This window comes from Grimontia indica (assembly GCF_000333895.2).
In the GTDB taxonomy this organism is placed as follows: domain Bacteria; phylum Pseudomonadota; class Gammaproteobacteria; order Enterobacterales; family Vibrionaceae; genus Enterovibrio; species Enterovibrio indicus.
Genome location: NZ_ANFM02000017.1, coordinates 85,470 through 110,031, shown reverse-complemented (window position 1 = coordinate 110,031; position 24,562 = coordinate 85,470). Strand labels below are relative to the sequence as shown.

The window sequence follows — 24,562 nt, the reverse complement described above, 5'->3', positions numbered from 1 at the left end:
CGTTTTATGCTTTGTTGAGGTGTATTTGCTTAGAATGACTAGGCGGCACACACCTCGCCGCGCCTAAAACGCTTATGGCTAGAACAAAATTTAACCACCAAAGGTCAACAGCCCCTAGAACGTGGTCGTTTACTTTCTCTAAGAAAAAGAAATAATGGTCTTAATTGTTTCTCAGAGTGAGTGAATGCTGTGCGCGCGGATGATCTGATTCTCTTTTCCCAAGTGGTTGAGCTGGGCAGCTTTAGTAAAGCTGCCGAACAAAACAGCCTGACAAACTCCGTTGTCAGTAAACGTGTTGCGCGTTTAGAAGAAGAATTAGGCGTTCAGCTTCTCTACCGTACTACTCGCAAGCTCACACTGACAGAAGCGGGAAAAGCCCTCTTGCAGGGGGCTAAAAACGTCAAACAGGCTACCCAAGAAGCGGTCGATTCTGTCGTGGGGTTTGGCGAAAACATCACAGGGCATATCAAGATGTCGGTGCCAACCATTTCTGGTGATTTGCTACTGGCAGATGCAGTAGCAGAGTTCTGTCACCAAAACCCTGGCCTGACGGTTGATATGTCGCTCGACAACAAATTCGTCGACCTGATTGAAGGTGGTTATGACTTGGTTATCCGCACGGGATATCTCGAAGATTCCAGCCTGATTGCCCGCCATTTTCTTGATTCCCAATGGATAGTTTGTGCTTCGCCGCAATACATTGCCCAGCACGGAAAACCCGTCACACCTGAAGCATTGGTGGACCACAATTGTCTTCAATACGCGTATCAAACCACGGGGGCGTCGGACTGGGAATTCAAGGCGAGTAAAGGTAACTACATCGTCAAAGTGTCCGGCAGTTTCTCCACTGACAATGCTACTGCACTTCGCAAAGCTGCACTGGGCGGCTATGGCATAGCTTATGTGCCGCGCTGTTTGGTTTACCACGACCTGTTGGAAGGGACGCTGATTGATATTCTTCCTGAGCAAGTGGGTAAGAAGCTCGGCATCTATGCCGTGTATCCGTTTACCCGACAGCCTCCGACCAAGGTGAAGGCGTTGATCGAACATATCCGCAGTCGGTATCTGGACATCGCGCATTATTTCTAAGTACGAACGAATCCCTCTCATTGTGCGAGCTGAATTTAAAGGACAAAAATGCTCTCTATTCCTTTGCCATTTGTGGCGTCGTTGATGTTGCTCTTCGGTGCGGCGATAATTTTCAATCGTTCACACCACCAGTCAAACCGTGCTTTCTGGTTTTTGGTTCTGTGTGCTGCTGCGACCGCGGTCGTGGGTTTGAGGTGGACGACGGATATTAGTTTCTTCCGCACGATCCAACCCATGTTAGGAGCGTGCCTTCCTGTCGTGGCATGGCGGTGTTTCTCTCATGCACACTCGAACAAGCCTCTCAGTAACGTTCACTGGATTGGTCCTGGGTTGGTGGCATTGTCCTCTGCCAGTTATCCATATCTATGGTTGGGGCTGACAGATGTATTGCTGGTGATTTTGTACCTAGTCTATGGTGTGTGGTTACTGTCTCTTTCTTTCAGCACCGCAGACAAGGTAAGGCTCAGCGACACAAATCAGACAAGTTACTCCGAAAGAGTTGCGGGTGCACTGTTACTGTTTTCTGCATTCATTGATGGGGCAATCTCCTATGACTTTGTCGCGTTTGGTGCTGAGCACACGGGCTTCATTCTGACGTTTAGCTATCTAATACTGATACCTGTCATGGGTATGCTGGTGGTGATTGTTGACGGAAGTGTGCCCTCCCAAGAGCAAGTTCCCGAAGGGGAAGTGTTTGAGGCGAATGACGCTGAGTTGGCTCTCAATGACTTAAATTCTGAAGTGGATCACGAACCTGGACCCATCACTGACGAGAATGATGAGGCGCAATCGGTTGTCGCGAAATTGGATGAGATGATGGAGCAAAGGGAGCTGTTTAAAGACCCTGATCTGACGTTAAATAAGCTGGCAAGGAAACTGGGTATTCCGGGGAGAAAAATCTCTTCATCGGTGAATCAGGTTTGTGGGGAGAATATCTCCCGCGCAATCAACCGCTATCGGATTGAGCACGCCAAGTCTCTGCTGAAAAACAGCGACTTGGCGATCACTGAGATCTATCTTGCTGCGGGCTTTCAGACTAAATCTAATTTCAACCGAGAGTTTTTGCGAATTACCGAAAAAACGCCCAGCGAATTTCGAAGCGGCACCCTTTGATTCCTGTATGAGTTACTCAAGAAACCAAAGGATATCCTCCAACATGTCGGCATGCAGTGCTTCGCGCCGGGTGCCGAATCCATCCTTACAGATAATGCCATCGCCTTTGTGTTCCTGTTCCAGCAGGTCGATAGCACCTGTCTTACATCGCTGCATGAAACTGAAATGGGTGGCTTCCTCATACACCTTGTAGTGTCTCGTCGACAAAGGTAAATGTTCAGCCAAATAGCCTGACTCCATAGCTTGTGGCAAATCGCCTATGTCGATTCCTGCAGCGAGAATGAGCGTCGGTGTTAGCGTTTCAGTCATACTCTGAACAGAAAATCCGCGCGCTAAACCCAAGTCCAAACTGACGACACGTTTGATACGTGTATCTTTAAGCGAGTTGGTTTCCGGCTCCTTTGGCTGAGTCTTATCAAGCCCCAGTTCTTTTGCCAGTCCGCACGTTCTTGGATTAAAAATGAGCTGGCATTGTTTTTTCAATTCGTTTCTATCAATTTCAACGCCAGCCAACTGCATCACCGTCCATCCCCCCAAAGAGTGGCCGATAGCGGAAATGTTGTTCGCGTCCAAAGCGTTACTCCACTTTGAGTCAGCCAGTAGAAAACTCAGCAAGCGGGAAACATCTCTTGGTCTTTGCCACCATTGCGCGGCTTGAGATGGAGCTTGGTCAAAAGTTGTTGTACCGGGGTGATCAGTGGCGGCCACCACGTAACCACGTTTAGCAAGCTTAGTCGCCAGCCAATTGAGATTTCGCCAGCTTCCACGATAGCCATGAGAGAGCAAAACAACAGGCGCTTTTCTCGCATCTAGCGTTGCTGCTTTGATCACTTCAGTACCAACAAAAGCGGGATTTTCGGCAATCACGGTTTTTGGTGACGTTTGAAATGTTGGGTACCAGATGGAAACATTCAGTGGTCTTGATGCGTCATCATCAAGCGAGAATTGCTCAAACCCAATATTCGCTGCAAAGGCAGAATTTAGGACGAACGTTAATAGGATAACGAGTAAATAAATGGGTTTCACCTTGTGGCTCCTTAAACCATGAAATTGGAGCCAGTATGTGCTGAGACCAGTGTTGGTGCGTCCTAGAACACGATCGAGGACGTCCTCGAACGTGATTTTATTCCTAATATATGAGCTCCTTGTTAGTTCGTTTGATTAATTTGACCAGTCACCCAATTGATAAACGTCCGTACTTTGGGTCTTTTCTCTGAGCCAAGCGGGCAGAGCAGATCATGGGTTTTGTGGGTCTCCATTCCGGGATAAGGAGAAACCAGTTCGCCACTTTCCAGTGCGTCTTTGACGAATCGGTATCTACCCATTGCGACCCCCAATCCTTTTCTTGCGCTGAACACAGCCATGTCTTGGTGTGTGAAAACGCAACATTGTTTGGCGATGTCGATATCCACTTTGTGGTGCTTTGCCCATCGTGACCAGACTGTCGATGTGGAAGCGTAGAGGAAATTCACTCGGGAAAGAGAATTCATTCCATCCTCAAAGAGATGGTTCTCTTTAGCGTATGTCGGTGTGCAGACAGGCACATAACGCTCATCAAACATTTTAATGCGGTAGACATCGGGTCTTTCTGATGCCCCGTAGTAAAGCGCGACGTCAATATTGTTGGTCTCGAAGTCCAGTTCGAGCTCTTGCGTCATCACCTTCAAATTGAATTTAGGGTACTTGGCTTTGAAATCTGCCAGCATTGGAATAAGCCATTCGTAGGCAATACCAGGTGAGGTTGCAATGGTCAGGTCACCGCTCAGTTCCGTATGCCGAATATCATCAATTTCACTGAAAATGTTGTTCAGTGAGCTCGCCAGTGTGCCCTGAAACCGTCTCCCTTCCTCTGTCAGCGTCAGCTTTCGCGTGCCGCGAACAAACAAATTGAACCCCAGTTCCTGCTCCAACACCTTGATGCGATGGCTGACAGCGCCTTGCGTTAAGTGCAGAAGTTTTGCCGCTTCGGTAAAGCTCAATGTTCTTGCAGCCACATTGAAGGTATGGAGATTGCCAAGCAGGGATTGAAGGTTCGCCATCGTTTTTCTGTTAACGCTCTTATGCATTAAAAATATTAATTCATGATGGCGTCGGATTGGTTTGTTTGCAAGCGGGTTTAATCGTCAAATAGGCCTAAAGCACTGATTGTGAAGCAGCGAAAACAAGCCAATAACGACAGCATCACAATCATGCGGGGGATTAAGAATTTTATTGAATAAAGCTTGGGGGCTTAGATGAATATCTTGGGATATATGCAGAAAGTCGGTAAGGCATTGATGGTACCCGTTGCCACTCTTCCTGCCGCAGCAATTTTAATGGGCGTCGGGTACTGGATTGATCCGGTGGGTTGGGGTTCAGAAAGTGTCATGGCGGCGCTATTAATCAAATCCGGCGGCGCCATCATCGACAACATGGCTGTGCTGTTCGCCATCGGTGTCGCATTCGGTTTGAGTAAAGATAAAAACGGCGCTGCAGCCATGGCGGGTTTTATCTGCTTTATGGTCGTTACGACGCTCCTTTCTCCTGGCGCTGTAAGCCAATTTATGGGCATAACAGCCAGTGAAGTGCCGGATGCCTTCGGTAAGATCAATAACCAGTTCATTGGTATTTTGGTCGGCATTATCTCGGCGGAGATCTATAACCGCTACCACACGGTTGAACTGCCAAAAGCACTCGCGTTTTTCAGCGGTAAACGTCTGGTGCCTATCCTGACCTCGATTGCAGGTATGGCGATTGCGTTTGTACTGCTCTATGTCTGGCCTATGGTTTACAACGCACTGGTTGTTTTCGGTAACCATCTTGTCGCGCTGGATGCACTGGGTGCGGGCTTATTCGGCTTCTTTAACCGCCTGACACTGACCATCGGCATGCACCACGCGCTATACCCAGTTTTCTGGTTTGATGTAGTCGGCATTAACGATATCCCTAACTTCCTGGGTGGCGCGCAATCTATTGCTGACGGCACGGCTATCCCTGGTAAAACCGGCATGTATCAAGCGGGCTTCTTCCCCATCATGATGTTTGGTCTACCGGCAGCAGCACTGGCGATGTACCACTGTGCAGATGCGGAAAACAAAGGCGCGACATTCTCTATCATGATTGCAGCTGCCATGGCGTCATTCTTCACGGGCATCACAGAGCCGCTTGAGTTCAGCTTCATGTTCCTGGCACCGGCACTGTACTTCATTCACGCTGTACTGACGGGTATCTCGCTCTACATCGCGGCAAGCATGGAATGGATGGCAGGGTTTGGTTTCTCAGCAGGTTTCGTAGACTTCGTGCTCTCTAGCCAGAACCCACTTGCAACCCAGTGGTACATGTTGATTGCTCAAGGTCTGGTGTTCTTCGCGGTGTACTACTTCACCTTCCGCTTTGCGATTCTGAAGTTCAACCTGAAAACGCCGGGTCGTGGAGAAGGTGCTTCGAAAGAAGAAACGAAAGAAGAAATTGGCCAACTGACGAATGACTACATTGCAGCCATTGGCGGTGCAGAGAATATTCTGGAAGTCGACAACTGTGTCACCCGTCTTCGCCTGACAGTGAAAGACTCTGGACTGGCTGACAGTGAGAAACTGAAACAACTTGGCGCGGCAGGTGTGATTCCAATCGGTAAAGGTGGCCTGCAAGTGGTCGTCGGATTGGGCAAGGTCGACAAAGTCGCCGAGCAGATGAAAGTCGCGCTCGCTAATTAAAACGAATCAAACGGCATTTAAATGCCAATAGGTTCCCCCTGAAGTGCAGTTTCGCATTCCCCCGCGATTCTGCACTTCGCCTTTTGTGGTGGACTAGATTTTCCCTTGCTGAATCAGCGTACTTAACCGCAGCACCAAATCTGCCACATTGCTTGCCTCGAACTTCTTCATCATGTTCGCGCGGTGAACTTCAATGGTGCGCAGAGAGACACACAAAGTCTTCGACATCTGCTGGTTGGTCTGGCCTTTCAGCACTTCTCTCAGTACTTCTTTTTCACGTTCAGTCAGGCTGTTGTATTTCTTTTCGACACAGACATGACCAACACGCTGGAAAGAGTAGGCGAGGGCTTTTTCAATCGCTGCTACCAAGCGATCACCGTCGACCGGTTTTTGGAAGAAATCGACCGCACCGTCTTTGAGTGCATCCACTGCCATGGGCACATCGCCATGACCTGTCAGGAAGATGATAGAGAGTGGACTTTGTGCGTCGTTGAGGATCTGTTGTAGCTCCTGACCGCGCATTTCTGGCATCCGGCTATCGAGCACAATACAACCGGGCGCTGAAATATCGACGCTTTCCAGAAACGCAGGGCCAGAGGCGAAATCTTTTAGCACCAAGCCATAGCTTTCCAACATAAAGACCAGTGACTCGCGGACTGCATCTTCATCATCAACAATAAATACCGGGCCTTTGTTCATTTATTCTTGTTCTCGTTTGATTGGCAGCACCACAGTAACTTCACAGCCAACCGGGCGTGCAGCTTGAATAATAAAATGTCCGCGGTGGGCTTCGACGACTTCACGGCAGATAGGTAAACCAAGGCCCAGGCCATCTTCTTTGGTGGTATAGAAAGGCTTCTTCACTTCGGTCTCGCTTGCCGCAAGGCCGATGCCGTTGTCCTGAACCCGGATAACCACTTCATGGGTGCCATACAAAAGCTCAATAGTGACGGTCGGCGAGACTTGGTAATCCAGACTTGCCACGCAGGCATCTTTGGCGTTTTTCAGCAGATTGATCATCACCTGCTGCATGCCAATGACATCAAATTCGCCATGGATTGGTTTGCCTTCAACAATCAGATTGAGCGCGATTTTTTGCGCCTGAAAGTCGTATTCAATCAGTGAAATCGACTCTTTGACAAAGAAGATCGGATCGCAGGTGACATAGTCTGTCGGTGTCTGCTTTATCAAGCCACGCAAGCGCTGGATAATGCCACTGGCGACCGTCACCTGTTGTTCTATTTTCCCAAGAAAAGGTGACATTTCATCCGGTGTCATGCCTTGGGCAATACGGCGCTGCAAACCTTCGGAGTAGTTTTTAATGGTAGAAAGCGGCTGGTTGATCTCATGGGCAATGCTGCTGCCAAGCTCGCTGACAATCATGGTGCGCTGGGCATGCTCCAGTTGTTCATTTCTCTCTTTGAGTTCATAGAGTGTTTTCTTGAGGTCATTTTTACTGCGCTTGAATCGGTATTCCAGCCAGAAGTGATAGATGTTCATTAGCAAGAAAACGATGAAGGTGGCGAAGGCGAGTACCTGATTACGATCCAGCCATTTCATGAATCCTTCCTGCCAGGTACGCTGTAAGGGGTGCATGTCGAGTTGGTGCAGCACATGGTCGACTTTGACTGGGCTTGCTGGCAGCGTCCACCCTACATTACCCGCAGCCTCTGCGGCGTAAGCACTTTCATGCATCGAGAGCAGTGACTGGGTGACCAACTTGCCAATGCTGTCAGAAGCGCGCTCCGTTTTGGCAAACGTCCAGTTTGGATAGAGCGGGGTAGTCACCGTACAGATCGAGTCATTCGGACGCTTGCCTTCAAGTACTCGTACTTTATGCCGCTCGATGCGGCCTTCTCTAATCATGCTTTCCAGCGTACAGGCAGGCAGCACCGCGACATCTAAATCGTTGTCAATCACACTTAGCAGAATGTTATCTGTTGGTGGGCCATAGAATTTCACCCGCTTAAAGAAGCTACTGCCAAACACATTACGTCTTTCAATTTCATAGCGGAGCGCCAGAAAGCCACCAAACGCTTTTTCGGAAACGGCACCGACGCGGGCATATTCAATATCGCGAAGGGCAAGATACGGCGAGTCACTGCGCACCACAGCAACAGAAGCAATGGAGTGGGTGAGGTTGCTGCTGTATGGGGTTTTTTGGGTGGCGAGCCAGTTCAGAGGATATTGCCGTGCAATGCGCGTGGCCTGTCCCGGACTGGTCAGTAGGAAATCCAACTGGTTGTGCTCGAAGGCTTCATCCAACTCTTCAAAGTCGTAGGTATGAAGGGTGAACTCGGTATTCGGAATGGTGTCTTCCAGCCAATCCAGTGTTGGCCGCCAGGATTGCTCAGCATGCTGATCGCCACGAAGCGCTAACACACCGACATCATAATGCTGGAGCACTTCAGCTTGTGCGGGACATACGCAAAAGCAGCACATGCTGACGGTATAGAGAAAGACAGCTTTTATGCCGAGTAGCGGGGTAAATCGTTGGAGATATTCGTTCAAATGAAAACGACACAACAAGGAGGCGAGTGGCACGCATTCTACCCTAGAAAACCCTATGTTTTATGTTGCTTTAGATCAAATATTTCGCACTATTGTGGTAAACCACAATATCCCGCAAACCTTCCTTCACACACAATCCGTGCTACTGACCCGGAGCGGTCAACCCAACGCATTTTGAGCGCGATGCTGGCAGTAAGATTGGCACTTAAAACGAATCATAAAGCCGAGTATTCAGCATCCCGTTATTGATTTCCTTTTGCCCTTGATAAGGCAGAAAAATTTTTAATAATCTTGGGAATTTCACGATGAAAAAATCGACAGTTGCAATCGGCGTTGTCGCTGCTGTTCTGGCAGCAGGTTATGTCGGCTACACCAGCATGTTCGGTGCAGAGGCGGTTCAGGTAAGTGCTGAAGTGTTAGATCAGAAGTTTGCTGAGTACGCGAACCCAGAAGCGTTCGTTTCTGCACAGGAAGTGAAGCAGATGATGGATCGCGATCTGGATGTGGTTGTGATCGGCGCGCTGAACCCAATGAAGCCAGATGCACCTATCGAAGGTTCATTCTCAATGTGGCGTCCTGATTACTCTGCAGCGAAAGACGCGTATGAGTTTGACGGCATGCGCAACTCAGTCGAAGAAATGGAATCCCTGCTGAGCAGCTACGGTGCAACACCGGAAACCACCATTGTGGTTTACGCTGCAAACTCTCACCACGATGCAGCCCGCCTGTTCTGGCAAATCAAAAACCTGGGCCATGAAGATGTGCGCTACCTGGATGGCGGCCTGAATGCGTGGATTGGTGAAGGCCTCCCAACAGGCAATGCAAACCCAACGGTGACAGCATCTCAGTACAAAGCCCCTGCGCCACAAAGCGAAGAATCAGCACTGGCAACACTGGATATGGTTCTGGCAGCGCAAAACACCGCTGACTGGGTGATTCTGGATACCCGTGGCACCGCGGAATTTGATGGCAGCACCACAGTATCTGGCGCATTTGGCCCGGGCACTATCCCTGGCAGTGTTCACATCAACTGGACCAAAGCGCTGAACGACGACACCACACTGAAGTCTGCAGAAGAACTGCAAGCCCTGTACGGCGACGTGATTAAAGGCAAGAAAGTGATTGCCTACTGTCAATCAGGCGTTCGTTCTGCACACACCATGATGGTTCTGGAAGAAGTTCTGGGTGCACAAGACGTCTACAACTACGACGGTTCTTGGATTGAGTACAGCTACGCGCACTACGAACAAAATCGTGCGGATATTCCAGTGCAAAGCGGTGCGAAGAAAAGCTAATCAATGACTTACCCAGACACACTTGAGCACTGCGTCTGAGTAGGTACTGCCAAAAGAATTACATATACCGGAATCATAACAACAATGAACAATGTCATTTTTAGTCAAAAGCTCTACGACGCGGCACAACGCGTAGTAGACGGCTGTATGGGTGATGCAGACCCAGCATGCCAAACTGCATGTCCAATGCACACTGACGTTAAGCAGTACGTACGTCTGGCTGGCGAAGGCAAGTATCAAGAAGCACTGGACGTGATCCGCGGCAAACTGTTCCTGCCACAAACGCTGGGTCGCATCTGTGCGCACCCGTGTGAGCAGGCATGTCGTCGCCAGACTGAATACGGTCAGGGCATCAGCGTGGCGGGCATCAAACGCTTCGTTGCAGAAAAAATGGATAACAAAGAGAACTGGGATCTGGCGGTTCTGAATCCAACTGGCAAGAAAATCGCGATCATCGGTGCTGGCCCTGCGGGTGCACAGGCGGCAATTGAACTTCGCCGCAAAGGTCACGACGTCACTATCTTCGAAAAAATGGACGTGTACGGCGGCATGATGCGTGTAGGTATTCCTGAGTACCGTCTGCCACGCCATGTTATCGATTTCGAATACAGCTACCTGGATATGCTGGGCATCGAAACCAAGTTCGGTGTGGAAATCGGCAAAGACATTACATTTGAAGAACTGCGCAATACACACGATGCAGTGGTTCTGGCACACGGTGCGCACGTGGGTTCTATCATCCCGCTGCCTGGTCACCAGTCTGAAGGCGTATTCTCTGCGGTTGAATACCTGAAAGAAATCTCTGAAACCCGTGCATTCCCCCGCGCAGGCAAACGAGTAATGGTGATCGGCGGTGGTGACGTGGCGATGGACTGTGCACGTTCATCATGGCGTATCGGTGCTGATGAAGTTTACCAGTGCTCTCTGGAAGCGATGGAAAAACTGCCAGCAAGCCATGTTGAAATCGAAGAGTCGCTGGAAGAAGGCGTGGTCTTCAACGCTGGCTGGGGTCCAATCTCTATCGAAGAGAAAGACGGTAAAGTGACCTCAATTACTCTGCGTCGCGTGCTGTCTATCTTCGACGAAAACGGCAACTTCGCACCAAGCTACAGCGATGAAACCCGCACTATCGAAGTCGATACTGTGGTATTCGCAACCGGTCAGCTGGTGGCAGACATCACTGACGGCGCGCTGGAAACCACCCGTGGCGGTCGCTACGTGGTCGACAAAGACACGCTGGCAACTTCGCTGGAGGGGGTTTACGTCGCAGGTGATGCGGCTGGCGGTAACATCGTGATTGAAGCGATGGCACTGGGTCGTAAAGCAGCCATGAGCATCGAGCGTCAGTTCGCGGGTCGTCCTTTGGAAGAAGGCCGCGATTTCCAGGAAGAGTACAGCTACAAGTCTCGTCTGGACATCCCACTGCCTAAAGGCACTACCGATGTTCCTCGTCTACACGGTGAACTGCGTGATGCCGAAGTGCGCAAGCGCGATTTCGCACAGGTTGACCTTGGTTTCACCCAAGAGCAAATCAAGCAGGAATCAAGCCGCTGCCTGCAGTGTACCTGCAAGCTGTGTATGAGCGAGTGCATCATGATGAACGACTTCGGCGACTGTCCGAAGACCCTGTTCAGCGACTTCGTGAACAACAAAGAGATGGACCCACTTCTGGCTTACTCCTGTAATGCCTGTGACCAGTGCACCATCGTTTGTCCTAAAGATTACCCAATGAAGGATATCTTCCTTGGCGCCCGTGTTGACTTCGTTAATGCGAACAATGGCGAATCGCCAATGAAAGGCCACAAGGCAATCAACATGCACCAGAAGCTGGGCTTCTCGAAATTCTTCACAATGGCTAAACGCGCGGTAACCACAAAATGACCAATAAAGTATTCATGCCAGGATGCAGCCTGCCATCCTACTCGCCAGAAGGTGTCGCGGCGATTGCACAACACCTGAAAAACGTGTTCCCGGAAATGGGTGCAGTTCAGAAATGTTGTGGTAAGCCAACTGCAGCGATTGGTCAGGCAGACAAATTCAAAGAGCGTTACGGCCAGCTGCAAGCTGACTTTGACAAGCTACAAGCAGACGAAGTGATCGTGGCGTGCCAAAGCTGCTACGGCATGATCAAGAAATCGGGTGGTACGCAAAAGCCCGTTTCTCTGTGGAAATTGCTGCCAAAAATCGGTCTGCCAAAAGAGCTGGTGGGCAAAGCAAAAGACAGCGACGTGGTATTCACCATTCACGACTCTTGCTCAACCCGCTACGAGAAAGAACTGCAAGACGGTATCCGTTGGATCCTGAACGAGCTGGGCTACAAAACCGCTGAGCCAGAACACACCCGCGAAAATACGCGCTGCTGTGGCTTCGGTGGCATGGTTGTACCGGCTAACCCTGACGTGGCAACCCGTGTGGTTCAGCGTCGTGTTGATGAGTTTGAAACTGACCACGTGGTGGTTTACTGCGCAGCATGTCGTGCATCCATGATGGGTGTGGGCGCGAAATCTTGGCACATTCTGGATCTAATGTTCGGTCCGGTTGTGATGCAAGATACTGCGCCACCAGTGAACGTACTGGCTAACCCTGCAAAAGCTTGGTTCAACCGCTACAAGTCAAAAGCTGGCCTGATTAAGTGCATGTCAGTGTGAATTAAGAAGCCGCCGGGTGTTGAGCGATACGCAGTTGTCTCCTGCAGTTTCGCCCGGCGAGTTTCTTGCCTTAAGAAGTCGTTCGGTGTGCTTTTAGGATGCGTCTGGGCCTAACGGGAGCCCCTAAGCAAACAAAAAGCGCACATTCAAGGCCGAACGCCTTCTTCAGGAAAAAGCAGAATTCTTTATTTTTCGGGTAAATACTCATGAAATTTCTAAAAATAGGTCTGATCGTTGCGGTTATCGCCGCTGTTCTGTTTGCAGCGAAACAAAGCGGCATTCTGGAAATCATCACTGACATCCAAAGCCTGCAAGCTTGGATCGCAAGCTTCGGCGCAATGGGTTACGTGGTATTCCTGATTGCTTACGTTTTCGCCTGTATCTTCATGCTGCCAGGCAGTGCGTTCACCATCGTTGCGGGTATCGTCTTTGGCCCGGTTCAAGGCGGTATTCTGGCACTGGTAGCTGCAACTGTGGGTGCGTCTGCAGCGTTTGTTGTCGCTCGCTTCCTGCTGCGTGGCACCATCATGAAAAAGTTTGGCACCAACCCAATCTTCAAGAAAATTGATGACGGTGTTGCACAAAACGGTACCAGCTTCCTGATCCTGACCCGTTTGGTTCCAGTGTTCCCATTCAGCCTGCAAAACTACGCATACGGCCTGACTGGTCTGAGCCTGAGCACTTTCGCGCTGGTTTCAATGATCACTATGGCACCTGGCGCTTTCATCTTCGCTTACATGGCGGGTGACATCGCGACTAACGGCGTGTCGGCAATGCTGCTGGTGAAATTCGCGGTTGCGGGTCTGGTGCTGTTCGGCATGTCTCTGATCCCGAAATACATCGCGAAGAAAAAAGGCATCGATATGGCGGAACTGTCTAAATAAGCTTGCGCTGGATTCGAAAGTGAATATTGTATCGTCCCTTGCCGCGCGTAAGGGGCGATTTTCGTCTTTTTAACGCCCTAGAAATTTATAAAAACGAAGTAGTATGAAAAACCTTTTCACCGCGCTTGCTTTAGCGGTCACCACCTTCTCTGTGTCTGCGACGGACACCGAAAACTGGCAGCAGATTGAAGCCGAGGCTGCCGGACAACACGTTTACTTCCACGCCTGGGGCGGTAATCAGGAAATAAACCGTTATCTGGGTTGGGCAAAAAAAGAGCTTAAGCGTCGTTACGATGTCACGCTTCATCACGTCAAAGTGACAGACATTACCGAATCCACTACGCGCCTGATTGCAGAAAAGGCTGCAGGCAAAGCGCAGGGTGGCAGCGTTGATATGCTCTGGATTAACGGCGAAAACTTCAAATCCCTCAAAGATAATCAACTGCTGTTTGGGCCATTTGTCGAAGAATTACCAAGCTGGCAGTACGTGGATCAGTCACTGCCTGTGACCGTGGATTTTTCCGAGCCAACAGAAGGGCTGGAAGCGCCATGGGGCATGGGGCAACTGGTGTTTATCTATGACGAGGAAGAGCTTTCATCTCCGCCACGTTCTTACGCGGACATGCTGAAATATGCGCAGGCGAATCCAAACCGACTGACATACCCACGACCACCGGAATTTCACGGCACCAGTTTTTTGAAGTCTTTGCTGATTGAACTGACATCGAACGATCCACGTCTGCAGAAAAACGTGTCTGAAACAGATTATGCAGCTGTTACCAAACCGCTTTGGGACTATCTGGATGCGTTCCATCAAGTGGCTTGGCGTGGTGGCAAGCAATTCCCGGCAGGCACAGCCGAAACGCTGCAATTGCTGGATGATGGTCAAATCGATCTGGCGATCACTTTCAACCCAAACGCGGTTTATGCTGCCCATGCCACGGGTAACCTTGCGGAAAGCACTAAAGCTTACGCGATGGATTTCGGCGCGCTGTCGAACATTCATTATCTGGCGGTGCCATGGAACGCCAATGCAAAGGCTGGGGCGTTAGTGGTCATTAACTTTTTGATGTGTCCTGAAGCGCAATCACGCAAAGGCAATATCGATATTTGGGGTGATCCATCCGTACTGAAAACCGAATTCCTTTCAGGATCGGCGAAAGAACACAAGCCGTTCAAATCAGTGCCTGAAACCCACCCAAGCTGGCAAAGTGCCATCGAAAAAGAGTGGCTACAACGCTACGGAAGTTAGGTGTGATGTTACGCGCGAGCTATCTGTTCATTCTTCTTATCTGCGTCCTGCCGACCCTGTTTGGGTTGGCGGGTGTTGCTGTCTCTTCAGTGGGCTACATTCCGCCGCTCGACATGCACCTCGTCTCGCTGAACGGATTTTCCAAAGTGTTCGCTTGGGAAGGCGTTTGGCGTTCGATTGGCATGACGGTCTATTCCGGATTAGCGAGCACGTATCTGGCGTGTTTGCTGACATTTACCATTCTGCAGGCAACCTGGGGAACTAGGTTCTGGCGTAAGGTCGAGGTCTCCCTTTCTCCTTTGCTGGCTGTACCGCATGTGGCCTTTGCCATTGGCTTTGCCTTCCTGTTTGCCCCAACGGGGATGGGAATGCGTTTGCTGGATGTGGTTGGCATTAGCGCTGATCCAAATGCGTCTGATCTCGCGCTGCTGATCAAAGACCCGCACGCGCTGGGTTTAATCCTGATGCTGGCATTGAAAGAGGTGCCGTTCCTGCTGCTGATGAGTATTTCCATTCTCCAGCAGGTGAAAGTGAACAGAGTGGAAAAAGTCGCCGCTTCACTGGGGTATTCGCGTGCGGAAGCCTGGTGGAAATGCGTGTTCCCGCAGTGGCTGTCCAAGCTGCGTTTTCCATTGCTGGCGGTCATGGCCTATGGCTTGTCGGTAGTGGATGTGGCATTGATCATTGGCCCAACCAACCCGCCAACCTTTGCGGTGTTGGTGTGGCAATGGTTTAACGATCCTGACTTAGCGCTGCTACCGCGCGCGTCGGCAGGCGCTGTGGTGTTGCTGGCGATCTCCCTTGTGCTTATTGGTGTTGCGCGTCTGATTGAATGGGCGGTCACCCAAGGCTTCAAGCAATGGCAATATGCTGGGCGTACAGGTTTCGCGTTACCGGGAAAAACCCTGTTTGCGGGTATGCTGACACTCTCGATTTCGATGATCCCGCTGATGCTAATCTGGAGCGCAGCGCAGCGCTGGCGCTTCCCGGATTTATTACCAAGCCGATACAGTCTGCGCTTCTGGGAATATGAGTGGGATGCCATTCTTGGCTCGATTGAGCAGAGCATCGTCATCGCGCTGATCTCCGCCACGTTGGCTTTGGTGATGGCGTTACTGGCGCACGAATACCGCCTGCGTCACCGCATTCAGGTGCCGGGTTACATCATTGCTGTGCCAATGCTGGTGCCGCAGCTTTCCATCCTGTTTGGCATGCAGGTTGCCACACTTTACGTGAATGGCGACGCACACTTTTTCTGGGTCTGCTGGGCGCATCTGTTCTTTGCTTTCCCGTATGTTTATCTTTCGCTGGACGGCCCTTGGCGCAGCTACGACGAGCGTTTAACCCGCGCGGCGTTGAGTCTGGGTAAATCGCCACTCCGCGTCTGGCTTAAAGTGAAAATGCCCATCCTGTTGCCCGCGATTCTGTTCGCTTGGGCAATTGGTATCAGCGTCAGTCTGGCGCAATATCTGCCGACACTGGTGCTGGGGGCAGGACGCATTACCACATTGACCACGGAAGCGGTGGCGCTTTCCAGCGGCTTCGATCGTCGTGTTACGGCGATTTACGCTATTTGGCAGGCATTGCTGCCGTTCCTGTTCTTCTCGCTGGCGATCCTGACAAGCCGTTTGCAGCTAACGCTTCGCCGCAAACCAATCAAAGAGTTGTTTCACAATGAGCTTATGTCTCGAAAACCTCGCCATTCGTAAGTCCTCTGGCGAGGTGCTGTTTTCATCGCTGAACATGTGTGTAGAAAAGGGCGATGTGCTGTGCCTGATGGGACCAAGTGGTTGCGGTAAATCCACTTTGTTGGATGCCGTCGCAGGCCACCTGTCAGATGAATTCGAATATTCCGGCTGCATCAAACTGAATGGCATCAAGCTTGATGGCATGGCGGCGCACAAGCGCGAAGTCGGCATTCTGTTTCAGGATGACTTACTGTTTCCGCACCTGTCTGTTTGGGAAAATCTGGCGTTTGCTTTGCCGGATACCATTAAAGGTGCGGAACGCAAAGAACGTGCGATGCAGGCGTTGAAAAATATCTCGCTGGCACAGCTGGCGAACTCGTTTCCAGACCAGATCTCCGGCGGGCAACGGGCCCGTGTCAGCCTGACCCGAATGTTGTTAGCAAAACCCAAAGTGGCGCTGCTGGATGAACCCTTCAGCAAGCTGGATAAAACCTTGCGCAGCCAGTTCCGCGATTGGGTGGTTGAGCAGCTGAAAGAAGCCCATATTCCCGCGTTGATGGTGACGCATGATCTCGAAGATATTCCTCAAGGCAGTCAGCTTCTGAACTGGCCTTGGCACGCCACACAACAGGAGCGTCAGCATGCTTGATAGTTTTTGCATTAAAGTGGTAAAGCGCCCGCTGGCGATGTTTGCTGAGATGGTCGATGAGATGGGCGTTTCTGCCAATCAGGTGACTTTGGCAGGCTTTTGCATCGGATTTCTGGCTTTGCCAGCGCTGGCGATGCAGCAGTACGAACTGGCGCTGATTTTCATCATGATCAACCGAATGATGGATGGATTGGACGGCGCGTTGGCGCGGATTCAAGGCATTACTGACGCCGGTGGCTTTTTGGATATTAGCCTCGATTTCCTGTTCTACTCGCTGGTGCCATTTGGTTTTATTCTGGCGAACCCAGAAGTGAATGCGGTGGCGGGCGCTTTCCTGATTTTCTCCTTCATTGGCACAGGAAGCAGCTTTCTGGCGTTCGCGATCATGGCGAGCAAGCAGGGGATTGATGACCCGGTTTACAGCAACAAATCACTGTATTACATGACGGGATTGACCGAAGGTTCAGAGACGATTCTTTGTTTTATGCTGATGTGTTTGTTCCCTGCACATTTCGTGACGATTGCCTGTGTGTTTGGCGCGATGTGCTGGTTTACCACAGGCTCGCGCATTTATAACGGCTACCAGACACTTGCCAAGCAAATTCGCTGAGTTTGCAAGTCGCCCAACGACATGTTGGGCGATTTCATTTTAAGCCACCAATTTCTCCCACGTTCTTCGGCCAACCGTGCCGTCGTCAACCAGTCCTTTCTTTCGCTGAAATGAAATCACTGCCGCTTTGGTGAGTTGGCCAAAATGACCGTCGATGGTGAGGTCTATTTGCAGCTTTTCATTAAGTAGCGCTTGAAGGTGAGCAACAGCGGCACCTTTGGCGGTGAGTTCAAGAATGGGCTGCTCAACCCGCTGCGGCTCACTTGCTGGCGCGTTTTTTCTGTCTCCTGATTCGGTTAATCCCAACACGGTTTTATAGTCAAACGCCGGGCAGGTTTTGGCTGAAACCTCACAGTGTCCGTGGAAGGTAAGTTGGTTTTCATAGGCTTTGTCGATTTCCCGACAAAGTGCGATGAGCCGCTCGAACTGGGCTTTGGTGAATTTTTCCTGCTTCAAACCATGCAGGCAAATCGCAATCGAACCTGTATTGTGACCTTGTTGTGCGGCAGGTACCTCTTCCAATGAGCGACCAGCCTCCAACTCGCCACTCTTTCGGATGAAATAGTGATAGCCCACATCCCGCCATCCTCTTTCAAGATGCCATCTTCGCATGGTTTCAATGTTGTCGTGTGCCTCTGAATCGCTGGCACTGCAATGCAAAAACACCCTATCGACAGGGCGCTTGGGTTTGGAAAAGTCCATGGTGATACCTATGTCGTTGATTATCGCCACGTCCTTGTTGAATTATTTTCTTCCTGATGCGGCCGTCGTAACGCCGCTATACACCAAGTATCGTAACGATTAGCGATGGAAGGGATATCACAGATGCGACTTAATGAGCGATTGCTAATGCTGAAGTGGAAAAGCCGCTGAGTGCGGAAGAACGGAATCAATGTCGCTTTTTTCCAGAAAGGGCAGGGGAGCGAACGGATTTTCCGGCTTGGTGATGCATTTCACACATCGATTCGCATGCGACTTTTGTCCAGTAAATGTTAGTTATTTCATCTGTTTGAACGGGTGTGAAAGGCATAGCATGAGCACATCCGAATCAAACAAAAAGCCATGCTATGAAAGTTGTTGCCATCACTGCCTGCCACACAGGTATCGCCCATTGCTACATGGCTGCCGACCGACTGGTTGAAGCGGCACGCACCCTGAATATTCAAATAAAAGTCGAAACTCAGGGCGCAATGGGCATCGAAAACAAAATCTCCGAACGCGAGTTTGATTCCGCGGATCACATCTTGTTGGCTACCGAAATTACTCCTTCTGAAAGCGACCGCTATGCCGGGAAGACGCTGACCATCACCTCGGTGCAGGAAGCCATCAATCACCCTATTGCCCTTTTGAAAAAATTTAAGTGAACAAAATGAAAAAAGAAGTCGCATTTACCTGTGAGCTGCCAAACGGCATTCATGCCCGCCCTGCAAATCATCTTGAAGCAGTGTGTAACCAGTTCAAAAGCACCATTACGTTGAAAAACCTGCGCAACAATAACGAAGGTTCAGCGAAAAGCGTTCTGTCGTTAGTGGGTACTGACACGCTACTCAATGACCCTTGTTCCATGCTGATTGAAGGTGAAGACGCAGACGCCGCGTTCGATGTGCTGGCGAAATACCTTCACAACGAATTCCCGCATTGCGATGAAGAATTGGTGGTGATGGATGAAGGCGAGGTGACGCTGCCACAATCGCTGATGCGTCATAACCCGACACTGGTGAATACGAAACGTCTGTCGGCAGGCATTGGCAAGGGCAAACTGATTCGATACAGCGAAGTGGAACTGTCACTGTTCGACAGTGCGGTATCAGCAATGACGTTTGAGCACGCGAAAACCTTGGTGACGGAGAAGCTTCTGGATCAGGCTGAAAGCGCATCTGGTCAGGAAAAAGCGATTATCGAAGCGCACCTGAGCATTCTGAAAGACGAAGCGCTGAACCATTCTGTGATGACATTTATTGAGCAAGGCGAAACGCTGGCGAAGGCGATTATTCTTGCGGTAGATGTGATTTGTGAAAGCCTGTTGCAATCTAGTTCTGACTACCTCAAAGAGCGTGTTTTGGATATCAAAGACATCGCACTTCAACTGCTGATCGCTGCCCACCCTGAGATGAATATCTCAACGGAATTTGCGCTGACTGAGCCTTCGATTGTTATCGCAAACGATCTAACGCCAAGCCAGTTCCTGGGTCTGGATCGTGAACACTTGAAAGGCTTAATCCTGACGCAGGCAGGCTCTACCTCTCACACTATTATTCTTGCCCGCGCATTTAACATTCCCGCGGTTTCCGGTGTGGCAGTGGCGGAATGTGCTGCTCAGGAAGGTGAATTGATTTATCTGGATGGCAGCTTGGGTGTGGTGGCGCTGGCACCGTCAGAGCATGTAGCGACCTACTTTGAACGCGCCATCTGGCTCGCCGGGCAAATGGCAGCGAAAGAGGGTGCATTTACCCATCTTTCCGGTAAAACCCGTGACGGCAAAGATATTGAAATCGCTGCGAACATTGCTTGTACCGTTGAAGCTGAGCCAGCTTTCGCCAAAGGCGCTGAGGGTATCGGCTTGTTCCGCACTGAAATGCTGTTTATGGACCGCGCGACGGCACCAGACGAAGATGAGCAATTCCACGCTTACAAAACGGTGCTGGAAGCGGCAGAAGGCAAGCCAGTGATTATCCGCACTATGGACATCGGCGGCGACAAGCCTATCGAATACCTGAACCTGCCACATGAGCATAACCCGTTCCTTGGGTATCGCGCCGTGCGTATCTATCCGCAATTTATCAGCCTGTTCCACACCCAAATCCGCGCCATTTTGCGCGCCGCACCTTTTGGTCAAACCAAGGTGATGATCCCGATGATCCAAAGCATCGAAGAGATCCGTTGGGTGAAAGTGCAGATCAACGCTGTTAAAGCGCAAATGGAACAAGACGGTGTGGTGTATGGTGAGTTCGAACTTGGCATCATGGTCGAAATTCCGTCTGTCGCCTTCATCATGGATCAGTTCTGCAAGGAAGTAGATTTCTTCAGCATTGGTTCCAATGACATGACCCAATACCTGCTCGCGGTTGATCGTGACAACGACAACGTCGCGAAGCTCTATAATAGCTTGGCACCGTCGTTCCTGCGTCTGCTGGAAGCTGTGGTCAGTGGTGCACACGCGCACAACAAATGGGTGGGCCTATGTGGCGAATTAGGCGCTAACAAGAAAGTGTTGGCACTGTTGGTTGGTGCTGGATTGGACGAGCTCAGCATGGCAGCGCCAAGCATTGCGACCACCAAGGCGCAATTGAGCCAACTGGATGCCCAGCTTTGCCGTGAGCTTTTCATTCAGGCTTGCAACTGCGCGACTATCGAAGAAGTGGAGCATTTGCTGGAAGCGTTTAGCCGCTCTCAGGAAGACAAGCCACTGCTAGCCACCGAATGTGTGCTGTTGGATTGCGATTTCAACTCTAAGGAAGAAGCCATTCAAACGCTGGTGGGCAACCTTGGTATTCAAGGCCGCACCAATTTGGTGGGAGAGTTGGAAGCCGATATCTGGGCGCGTGAAGAAGTCTTCACGACCGGTCTGGGTAATGGCTTTGCGATTCCGCATACCAAATCAGACAACATTGTTCATTCGTCGATTTCTATTGCCCGCCTGAACAAACCGGTGCGTTGGAGCGATGAAGAAGACGGCGAAGTAGAGTTTGTGATCATGCTGACCCTGAACAAAAATCAGGGTGACCAGCATATGCGCATCTTCTCCGGCCTTGCCCGCAAACTGATCCACGAGAATTTCAGAAACACCCTGAAAACGATGAATACGGAAGACGAAATGATCGCCTTCCTGACGTCAGAGCTAGCATTATAAAAACGATGTAACTCAAACACCCAATCAAACGGGTATCTATTCGCCGCTCCCTACGAGCGGCTTTTTTGTGTTGATAGGGTGGGGTAGTGTAGGAGATAGAATGTGACAATCAGAAGTTTCGGCAAGTAAACTTTTAGCGTCTTATGAATAGACTGAGATAAAGAAGGGGTGCCTAACACTGCGTTCAAGGCTCATGGTGCAGACCAAATTACTCAAGGATGAGAAATGAAGAAACTAAATCTGTTTGATAAGCTCAACGCTGCCTCACTGCTGCTGGTCTCTCCGGAATGGCCTAAAGTGAAAGCCGCTCAAAAGAGAGCGCAATCGTTTGAAAACCCTGTTGTCAATATACCGCTGGAAATACGAACTATCGCCGGGCGAAAAATTCGCTTGGCAGAAGCAGGTCCCGTTGATGCACCAACAGTTGTTCTGCTCAGCCCATTTCCGGCTAGTATCCTCAATTTTGCCGGTTCTTGGGAATCGCTCACTGCCAATTTCAGAGTAATCGCAATAGATTTACCGGGTTTTGGTGGCTCTGAAGGTGATCGTCATGATATGACGCCAAGCGCACAAGGAAATCACCTTGCTGCAATCTTTGACGCTCTTGAACTGAACGACATTCACCTTGTCGCTCCTGATGTAGGAATGGCCTCTGCCCTTAGTTATGTGCTCGACCACGAACACAGATTAACCAGTATGGTGATAGGCCACAGTATCGGTAACCCCAACCCAGTAGAGCTTGGTTTTATGAGCGGTATGCTGGCCGAGTTTGGTTTCATGCGAGCCACTAGCGCACTGCTAGGTGCTGGTCCACTGATAGCGTATTCTGCCAAGATTGGTGCTGTGCGGCATCAAGCCAGCGCCGTTGAAATTGACGATTATAAGAGAGCCTATGCGGGTAGGGCGCCTGAAGTCATACATTGGTTTAAAGATTTTTATGCAAAGTCAGAAGCAATTGCGGCACGTCTAAGTGAAATTCAGATCCCAACATTAGTATTTTGGGGGGAATTAGATGTGTTATTTGATGTGAGTAATGCAGAACGTATCCATGCAGCATTACCGAATAGTAAACTACATATTCTCCCCGAAGCAGGTCACTTTTCATGGGCAGATCAACCGCAAATGTTCGCCTCAATGATTGAGAGTTGGGTTGCTAATGAACATAAACAGATTGGTATCTCTGCTTGAGTTTCCTCAATTAGCCCGTTGTTCTGCCAGAATAAGTGCCAATCTTTCTGATTAGGAAAACCATGAAGTTTGGCTGGTTGATGTTAACCAGTCTTGCCCTAATAGCCTGCAGCACTCAGCCAAACTTTAGCTCCAAAGCAAAATACCAAGTTGGAAAGTTCTACAGTTCAAGCACATGATTGGGTAAAAGGTGTATGCATTGCCAGCATGGGCAACCGGCTATAGCCGATCGCAGGTGTGTAGGATATTGGCTAGCTGAATTTTGGACAATTGTGGGTTAGGGGTTGTACCCGTAGCAGCTCACTTCGGATAAGTTGAGTTCGGGCAAAGAATGGATTTTAAGGGTCGGCTGCTCAACACTTCTTCTTATTTGTTAGGCTTAACGTTCTCCATTTATCTGCCTTGCAAAATCTGCGTGAAAGCTGATTAGCTCAATACCATCAATTGCTTTTATTGATGCATTGTTGCTTTCAACAGTACAGAAAGGCGGATAAACGAATAGCAGCTGACCAACCTTTAGCTCCAAATCGCTTGGAATATTCAATCTTTCAATTGGGTCCTCTTCTACCCAAGCCAAAAACTGCTCCCAAGTACAACCAAATTCATCAATCTCACCAGTTTCAGCATTCAACTTAACTACCAAGTTATCTCGAATAAGGAATTGATCGCCAAAGCAATCCTGAGCAATCGGAAAATCGCTTGCTTTAACTTCTCGATACAAGTTGTGGAGAGCAAATTCACCTTCTAAAAAGGTATTAACATTTAGCAAGCGTTCTTGTGCATCATGAGAGCGAACCTGAAGACCACCTGAATATAATATTTTCATAGTTTCCCCTGTAAGCCTAACGCCCTGCTAAGTGGCTAGCAACGCATTACACGATACTTAAACTAGCCGCCGTAAACACTTTACCAAACTAGAGCCCAAATTGCCGAGCGTTGATAGTCCGCCTTGAGCAGTTTGTTAGGGCTTGAACCTAAAACCCATTGGATAGCTATGCAAGCCATCAAAATCACCTTTGCTGAGCGGAACACCATTTTTCCTAGCAATTGCATACACCATACTGACGTGGAACATATAGTTGGGGATTATGTATTCTAAGATGAAGCTGCTTTGAGGGAGTGACACTTCTGAAAAACCGGCGGAATCAGAAATTGATTTATTGTCATCAAAATTCTCCACATCAGGCATTGACTCGAGATGTGTCCTAACCTTTTCTAGCATCTTAGAGACAGAATCTTTCCCCGAGCCAACGAGTTTATACGACGCTGAATCAGCACCTACCAATGGGCAATAACCTCTCAACAAAAAATTAGCTGCAACTTGTGCGTTTAACTCAAGAGAAAACATGCCGTCAGATAAGGATTCAGAGAATACATCATTTTGTACTTTATCTACGATAACGCTCAGTTGCTTCAAATAACCAAGGAATAATTGCTTTGTCGAAATTCTAATATTGACCTCCTAGAGCCCTAACGCCCAAAGCAAGCGCGCGTTTACGCGTCGCTTTGCCTTTGATTGTTATGTGCTAATTGCCGAAATACACTCTTCGCGAGCGCTCCATACCCTATCAAATTCAGCCTCACCAAATTCTCTGCGCACGTACTCTCTATGATATTCCTGCTTCTCAGCTCCTATTCCCTGAGGTTCAATAACTTTCTCAGTCAGAAATTCAGCGATTTCCTCTTCAGCCTGAGCTCCATGTCTAGTCAAGTCGATCCTACTTCCACTAAACCGCAGATAGCAGTGTGCCTCAGGTATGTATGCTAATCCATATTCACTTAGAACATCCCCAACACCTGGAGTATTATTCTCGTGCATGAGATAAATGCCAACAATAAGATCAATATCTAAAGCCAGCTCGTTCGACAAAGCCTTCAACAGTGCATGCTTGGTACTACAAGCACCTTTTCCTTCAGAAAGTACCAAATCCCAATTCGATCGATCACTCGTCCTCCCATAAGGAAGCTTCCATACATATTCACAGGCCTCATGAAAGTCAGAAACACCAACCTCCCGAAACATATTTGAATACTTCCCTGAGTTCAGAAGTTCTCTATTTGGAATGGATTTATACATAATTCTCTCTTTGCAC

Annotated in this window: 22 protein-coding genes; 14 read left to right on the top strand and 8 right to left on the bottom strand. The window is 49.6% G+C overall.

Going from position 1 to position 24,562, the window contains the following annotated elements; all coding sequences use genetic code 11:
* The first annotated feature begins 189 nt into the window (after positions 1-189).
* Together D515_RS11300 and D515_RS11295 are read left to right on the top strand one after the other, a co-directional pair.
* Positions 190-1,089: a LysR family transcriptional regulator gene (locus D515_RS11300; protein ID WP_002538551.1), complete on the top strand. Its 900-nt coding sequence runs from the start codon at positions 190-192 to the stop codon at positions 1,087-1,089.
* Positions 1,090-1,137: 48 nt separating this feature from the next.
* Positions 1,138-2,202, top strand: a complete 1,065-nt coding sequence (locus D515_RS11295; protein ID WP_002538549.1) for a helix-turn-helix domain-containing protein — start codon at positions 1,138-1,140, stop codon at positions 2,200-2,202.
* A 12-nt stretch (positions 2,203-2,214) separates the two neighbouring features.
* Here D515_RS11295 and D515_RS11290 read toward each other — a convergent pair whose 3' ends face one another.
* Positions 2,215-3,228, bottom strand: a complete 1,014-nt coding sequence (locus tag D515_RS11290) for an alpha/beta hydrolase family protein (protein WP_002538547.1) — start codon at positions 3,226-3,228, stop codon at positions 2,215-2,217.
* Positions 3,229-3,350: 122 nt separating this feature from the next.
* Entirely contained in the window at positions 3,351-4,241 is an 891-nt protein-coding gene (locus D515_RS11285) for a LysR substrate-binding domain-containing protein (RefSeq protein WP_002538545.1), read from the bottom strand.
* 195 nt (positions 4,242-4,436) lie between these two features.
* Here D515_RS11285 and nagE point away from each other — a divergent pair, with 195 nt between their 5' ends.
* Positions 4,437-5,894 (top strand): N-acetylglucosamine-specific PTS transporter subunit IIBC, encoded by a 1,458-nt coding sequence (gene nagE / locus D515_RS11280; RefSeq protein WP_039849957.1) that lies wholly within the window; start codon positions 4,437-4,439, stop codon positions 5,892-5,894.
* A gap of 93 nt (positions 5,895-5,987) precedes the next feature.
* On the opposite strand, the gene D515_RS11275 is transcribed toward nagE, so the two are convergent.
* Both D515_RS11275 and D515_RS11270 read right to left on the bottom strand, forming a co-directional pair.
* Positions 5,988-6,593, bottom strand: a complete 606-nt coding sequence (locus D515_RS11275; RefSeq protein WP_002538541.1) for a response regulator transcription factor — start codon at positions 6,591-6,593, stop codon at positions 5,988-5,990.
* Entirely contained in the window at positions 6,594-8,336 is a 1,743-nt protein-coding gene (locus D515_RS11270; RefSeq protein WP_051997503.1) for a sensor histidine kinase, read from the bottom strand.
* A 374-nt stretch (positions 8,337-8,710) separates the two neighbouring features.
* Here D515_RS11270 and D515_RS11265 point away from each other — a divergent pair, with 374 nt between their 5' ends.
* The 8 genes from D515_RS11265 (at position 8,711) to D515_RS11230 (ending at position 17,431) form a co-directional block, all read left to right on the top strand.
* Positions 8,711-9,700 (top strand): sulfurtransferase, encoded by a 990-nt coding sequence (locus tag D515_RS11265; protein WP_002538538.1) that lies wholly within the window; start codon positions 8,711-8,713, stop codon positions 9,698-9,700.
* An 84-nt stretch (positions 9,701-9,784) separates the two neighbouring features.
* Positions 9,785-11,581 carry an FAD-dependent oxidoreductase gene (locus tag D515_RS11260; RefSeq protein ID WP_002538537.1) on the top strand — a complete coding sequence of 599 codons (1,797 nt, stop codon included), beginning with the start codon at positions 9,785-9,787 and terminating at the stop codon, positions 11,579-11,581.
* On the top strand, positions 11,578-12,348 hold the full coding sequence (locus D515_RS11255; RefSeq protein ID WP_002538535.1) for a heterodisulfide reductase-related iron-sulfur binding cluster: 771 nt from the start codon (positions 11,578-11,580) through the stop codon (positions 12,346-12,348). The genes D515_RS11260 and D515_RS11255 overlap by 4 nt, the downstream gene beginning before the upstream one ends.
* Before the next feature lie 206 nt (positions 12,349-12,554).
* Positions 12,555-13,232, top strand: a complete 678-nt coding sequence (locus D515_RS11250) for a TVP38/TMEM64 family protein (protein ID WP_002538533.1) — start codon at positions 12,555-12,557, stop codon at positions 13,230-13,232.
* Between the two features lie 103 nt (positions 13,233-13,335).
* Complete coding sequence (locus D515_RS11245; RefSeq protein ID WP_002538532.1) at positions 13,336-14,484, top strand: ABC transporter substrate-binding protein; 1,149 nt, start codon at positions 13,336-13,338, stop codon at positions 14,482-14,484.
* A gap of 5 nt (positions 14,485-14,489) precedes the next feature.
* Complete coding sequence (locus D515_RS11240) at positions 14,490-16,193, top strand: ABC transporter permease (protein WP_002538530.1); 1,704 nt, start codon at positions 14,490-14,492, stop codon at positions 16,191-16,193.
* On the top strand, positions 16,159-16,821 hold the full coding sequence (locus tag D515_RS11235; protein WP_002538529.1) for an ATP-binding cassette domain-containing protein: 663 nt from the start codon (positions 16,159-16,161) through the stop codon (positions 16,819-16,821). The genes D515_RS11240 and D515_RS11235 overlap by 35 nt, the downstream gene beginning before the upstream one ends.
* A complete protein-coding gene (locus tag D515_RS11230; RefSeq protein WP_002538527.1) occupies positions 16,814-17,431 on the top strand; it encodes a CDP-alcohol phosphatidyltransferase family protein in 618 nt (205 codons plus the stop codon). Before D515_RS11235 ends, D515_RS11230 begins: the two co-directional genes overlap by 8 nt.
* Before the next feature lie 39 nt (positions 17,432-17,470).
* Here D515_RS11230 and D515_RS11225 read toward each other — a convergent pair whose 3' ends face one another.
* Entirely contained in the window at positions 17,471-18,133 is a 663-nt protein-coding gene (locus tag D515_RS11225) for a peptidoglycan recognition protein family protein (protein ID WP_002538526.1), read from the bottom strand.
* A 365-nt stretch (positions 18,134-18,498) separates the two neighbouring features.
* Here D515_RS11225 and D515_RS11220 point away from each other — a divergent pair, with 365 nt between their 5' ends.
* The 3 genes from D515_RS11220 to D515_RS11210 all read left to right on the top strand — a co-directional run bounded on the left by D515_RS11220 (position 18,499) and on the right by D515_RS11210 (position 22,469).
* Positions 18,499-18,795, top strand: coding sequence for a PTS fructose transporter subunit IIB (locus D515_RS11220; RefSeq protein WP_002538525.1), 297 nt, complete (start codon positions 18,499-18,501; stop codon positions 18,793-18,795).
* A gap of 5 nt (positions 18,796-18,800) precedes the next feature.
* Positions 18,801-21,281, top strand: coding sequence for a phosphoenolpyruvate--protein phosphotransferase (gene ptsP / locus D515_RS11215; protein WP_002538523.1), 2,481 nt, complete (start codon positions 18,801-18,803; stop codon positions 21,279-21,281).
* Between the two features lie 225 nt (positions 21,282-21,506).
* Positions 21,507-22,469: an alpha/beta fold hydrolase gene (locus D515_RS11210; protein WP_002538522.1), complete on the top strand. Its 963-nt coding sequence runs from the start codon at positions 21,507-21,509 to the stop codon at positions 22,467-22,469.
* A 379-nt stretch (positions 22,470-22,848) separates the two neighbouring features.
* Here the strand turns inward: D515_RS11210 and D515_RS11205 are convergent, their stop codons facing one another.
* The 3 genes from D515_RS11205 to D515_RS11195 all read right to left on the bottom strand — a co-directional run bounded on the left by D515_RS11205 (position 22,849) and on the right by D515_RS11195 (position 24,546).
* Positions 22,849-23,295, bottom strand: a complete 447-nt coding sequence (locus tag D515_RS11205; protein ID WP_002538519.1) for a hypothetical protein — start codon at positions 23,293-23,295, stop codon at positions 22,849-22,851.
* A gap of 135 nt (positions 23,296-23,430) precedes the next feature.
* On the bottom strand, positions 23,431-23,886 hold the full coding sequence (locus tag D515_RS11200; RefSeq protein WP_083939882.1) for a DUF1993 family protein: 456 nt from the start codon (positions 23,884-23,886) through the stop codon (positions 23,431-23,433).
* 102 nt (positions 23,887-23,988) lie between these two features.
* Positions 23,989-24,546, bottom strand: coding sequence for a hypothetical protein (locus D515_RS11195; protein WP_039849954.1), 558 nt, complete (start codon positions 24,544-24,546; stop codon positions 23,989-23,991).
* Positions 24,547-24,562 lie beyond the last annotated feature (16 nt).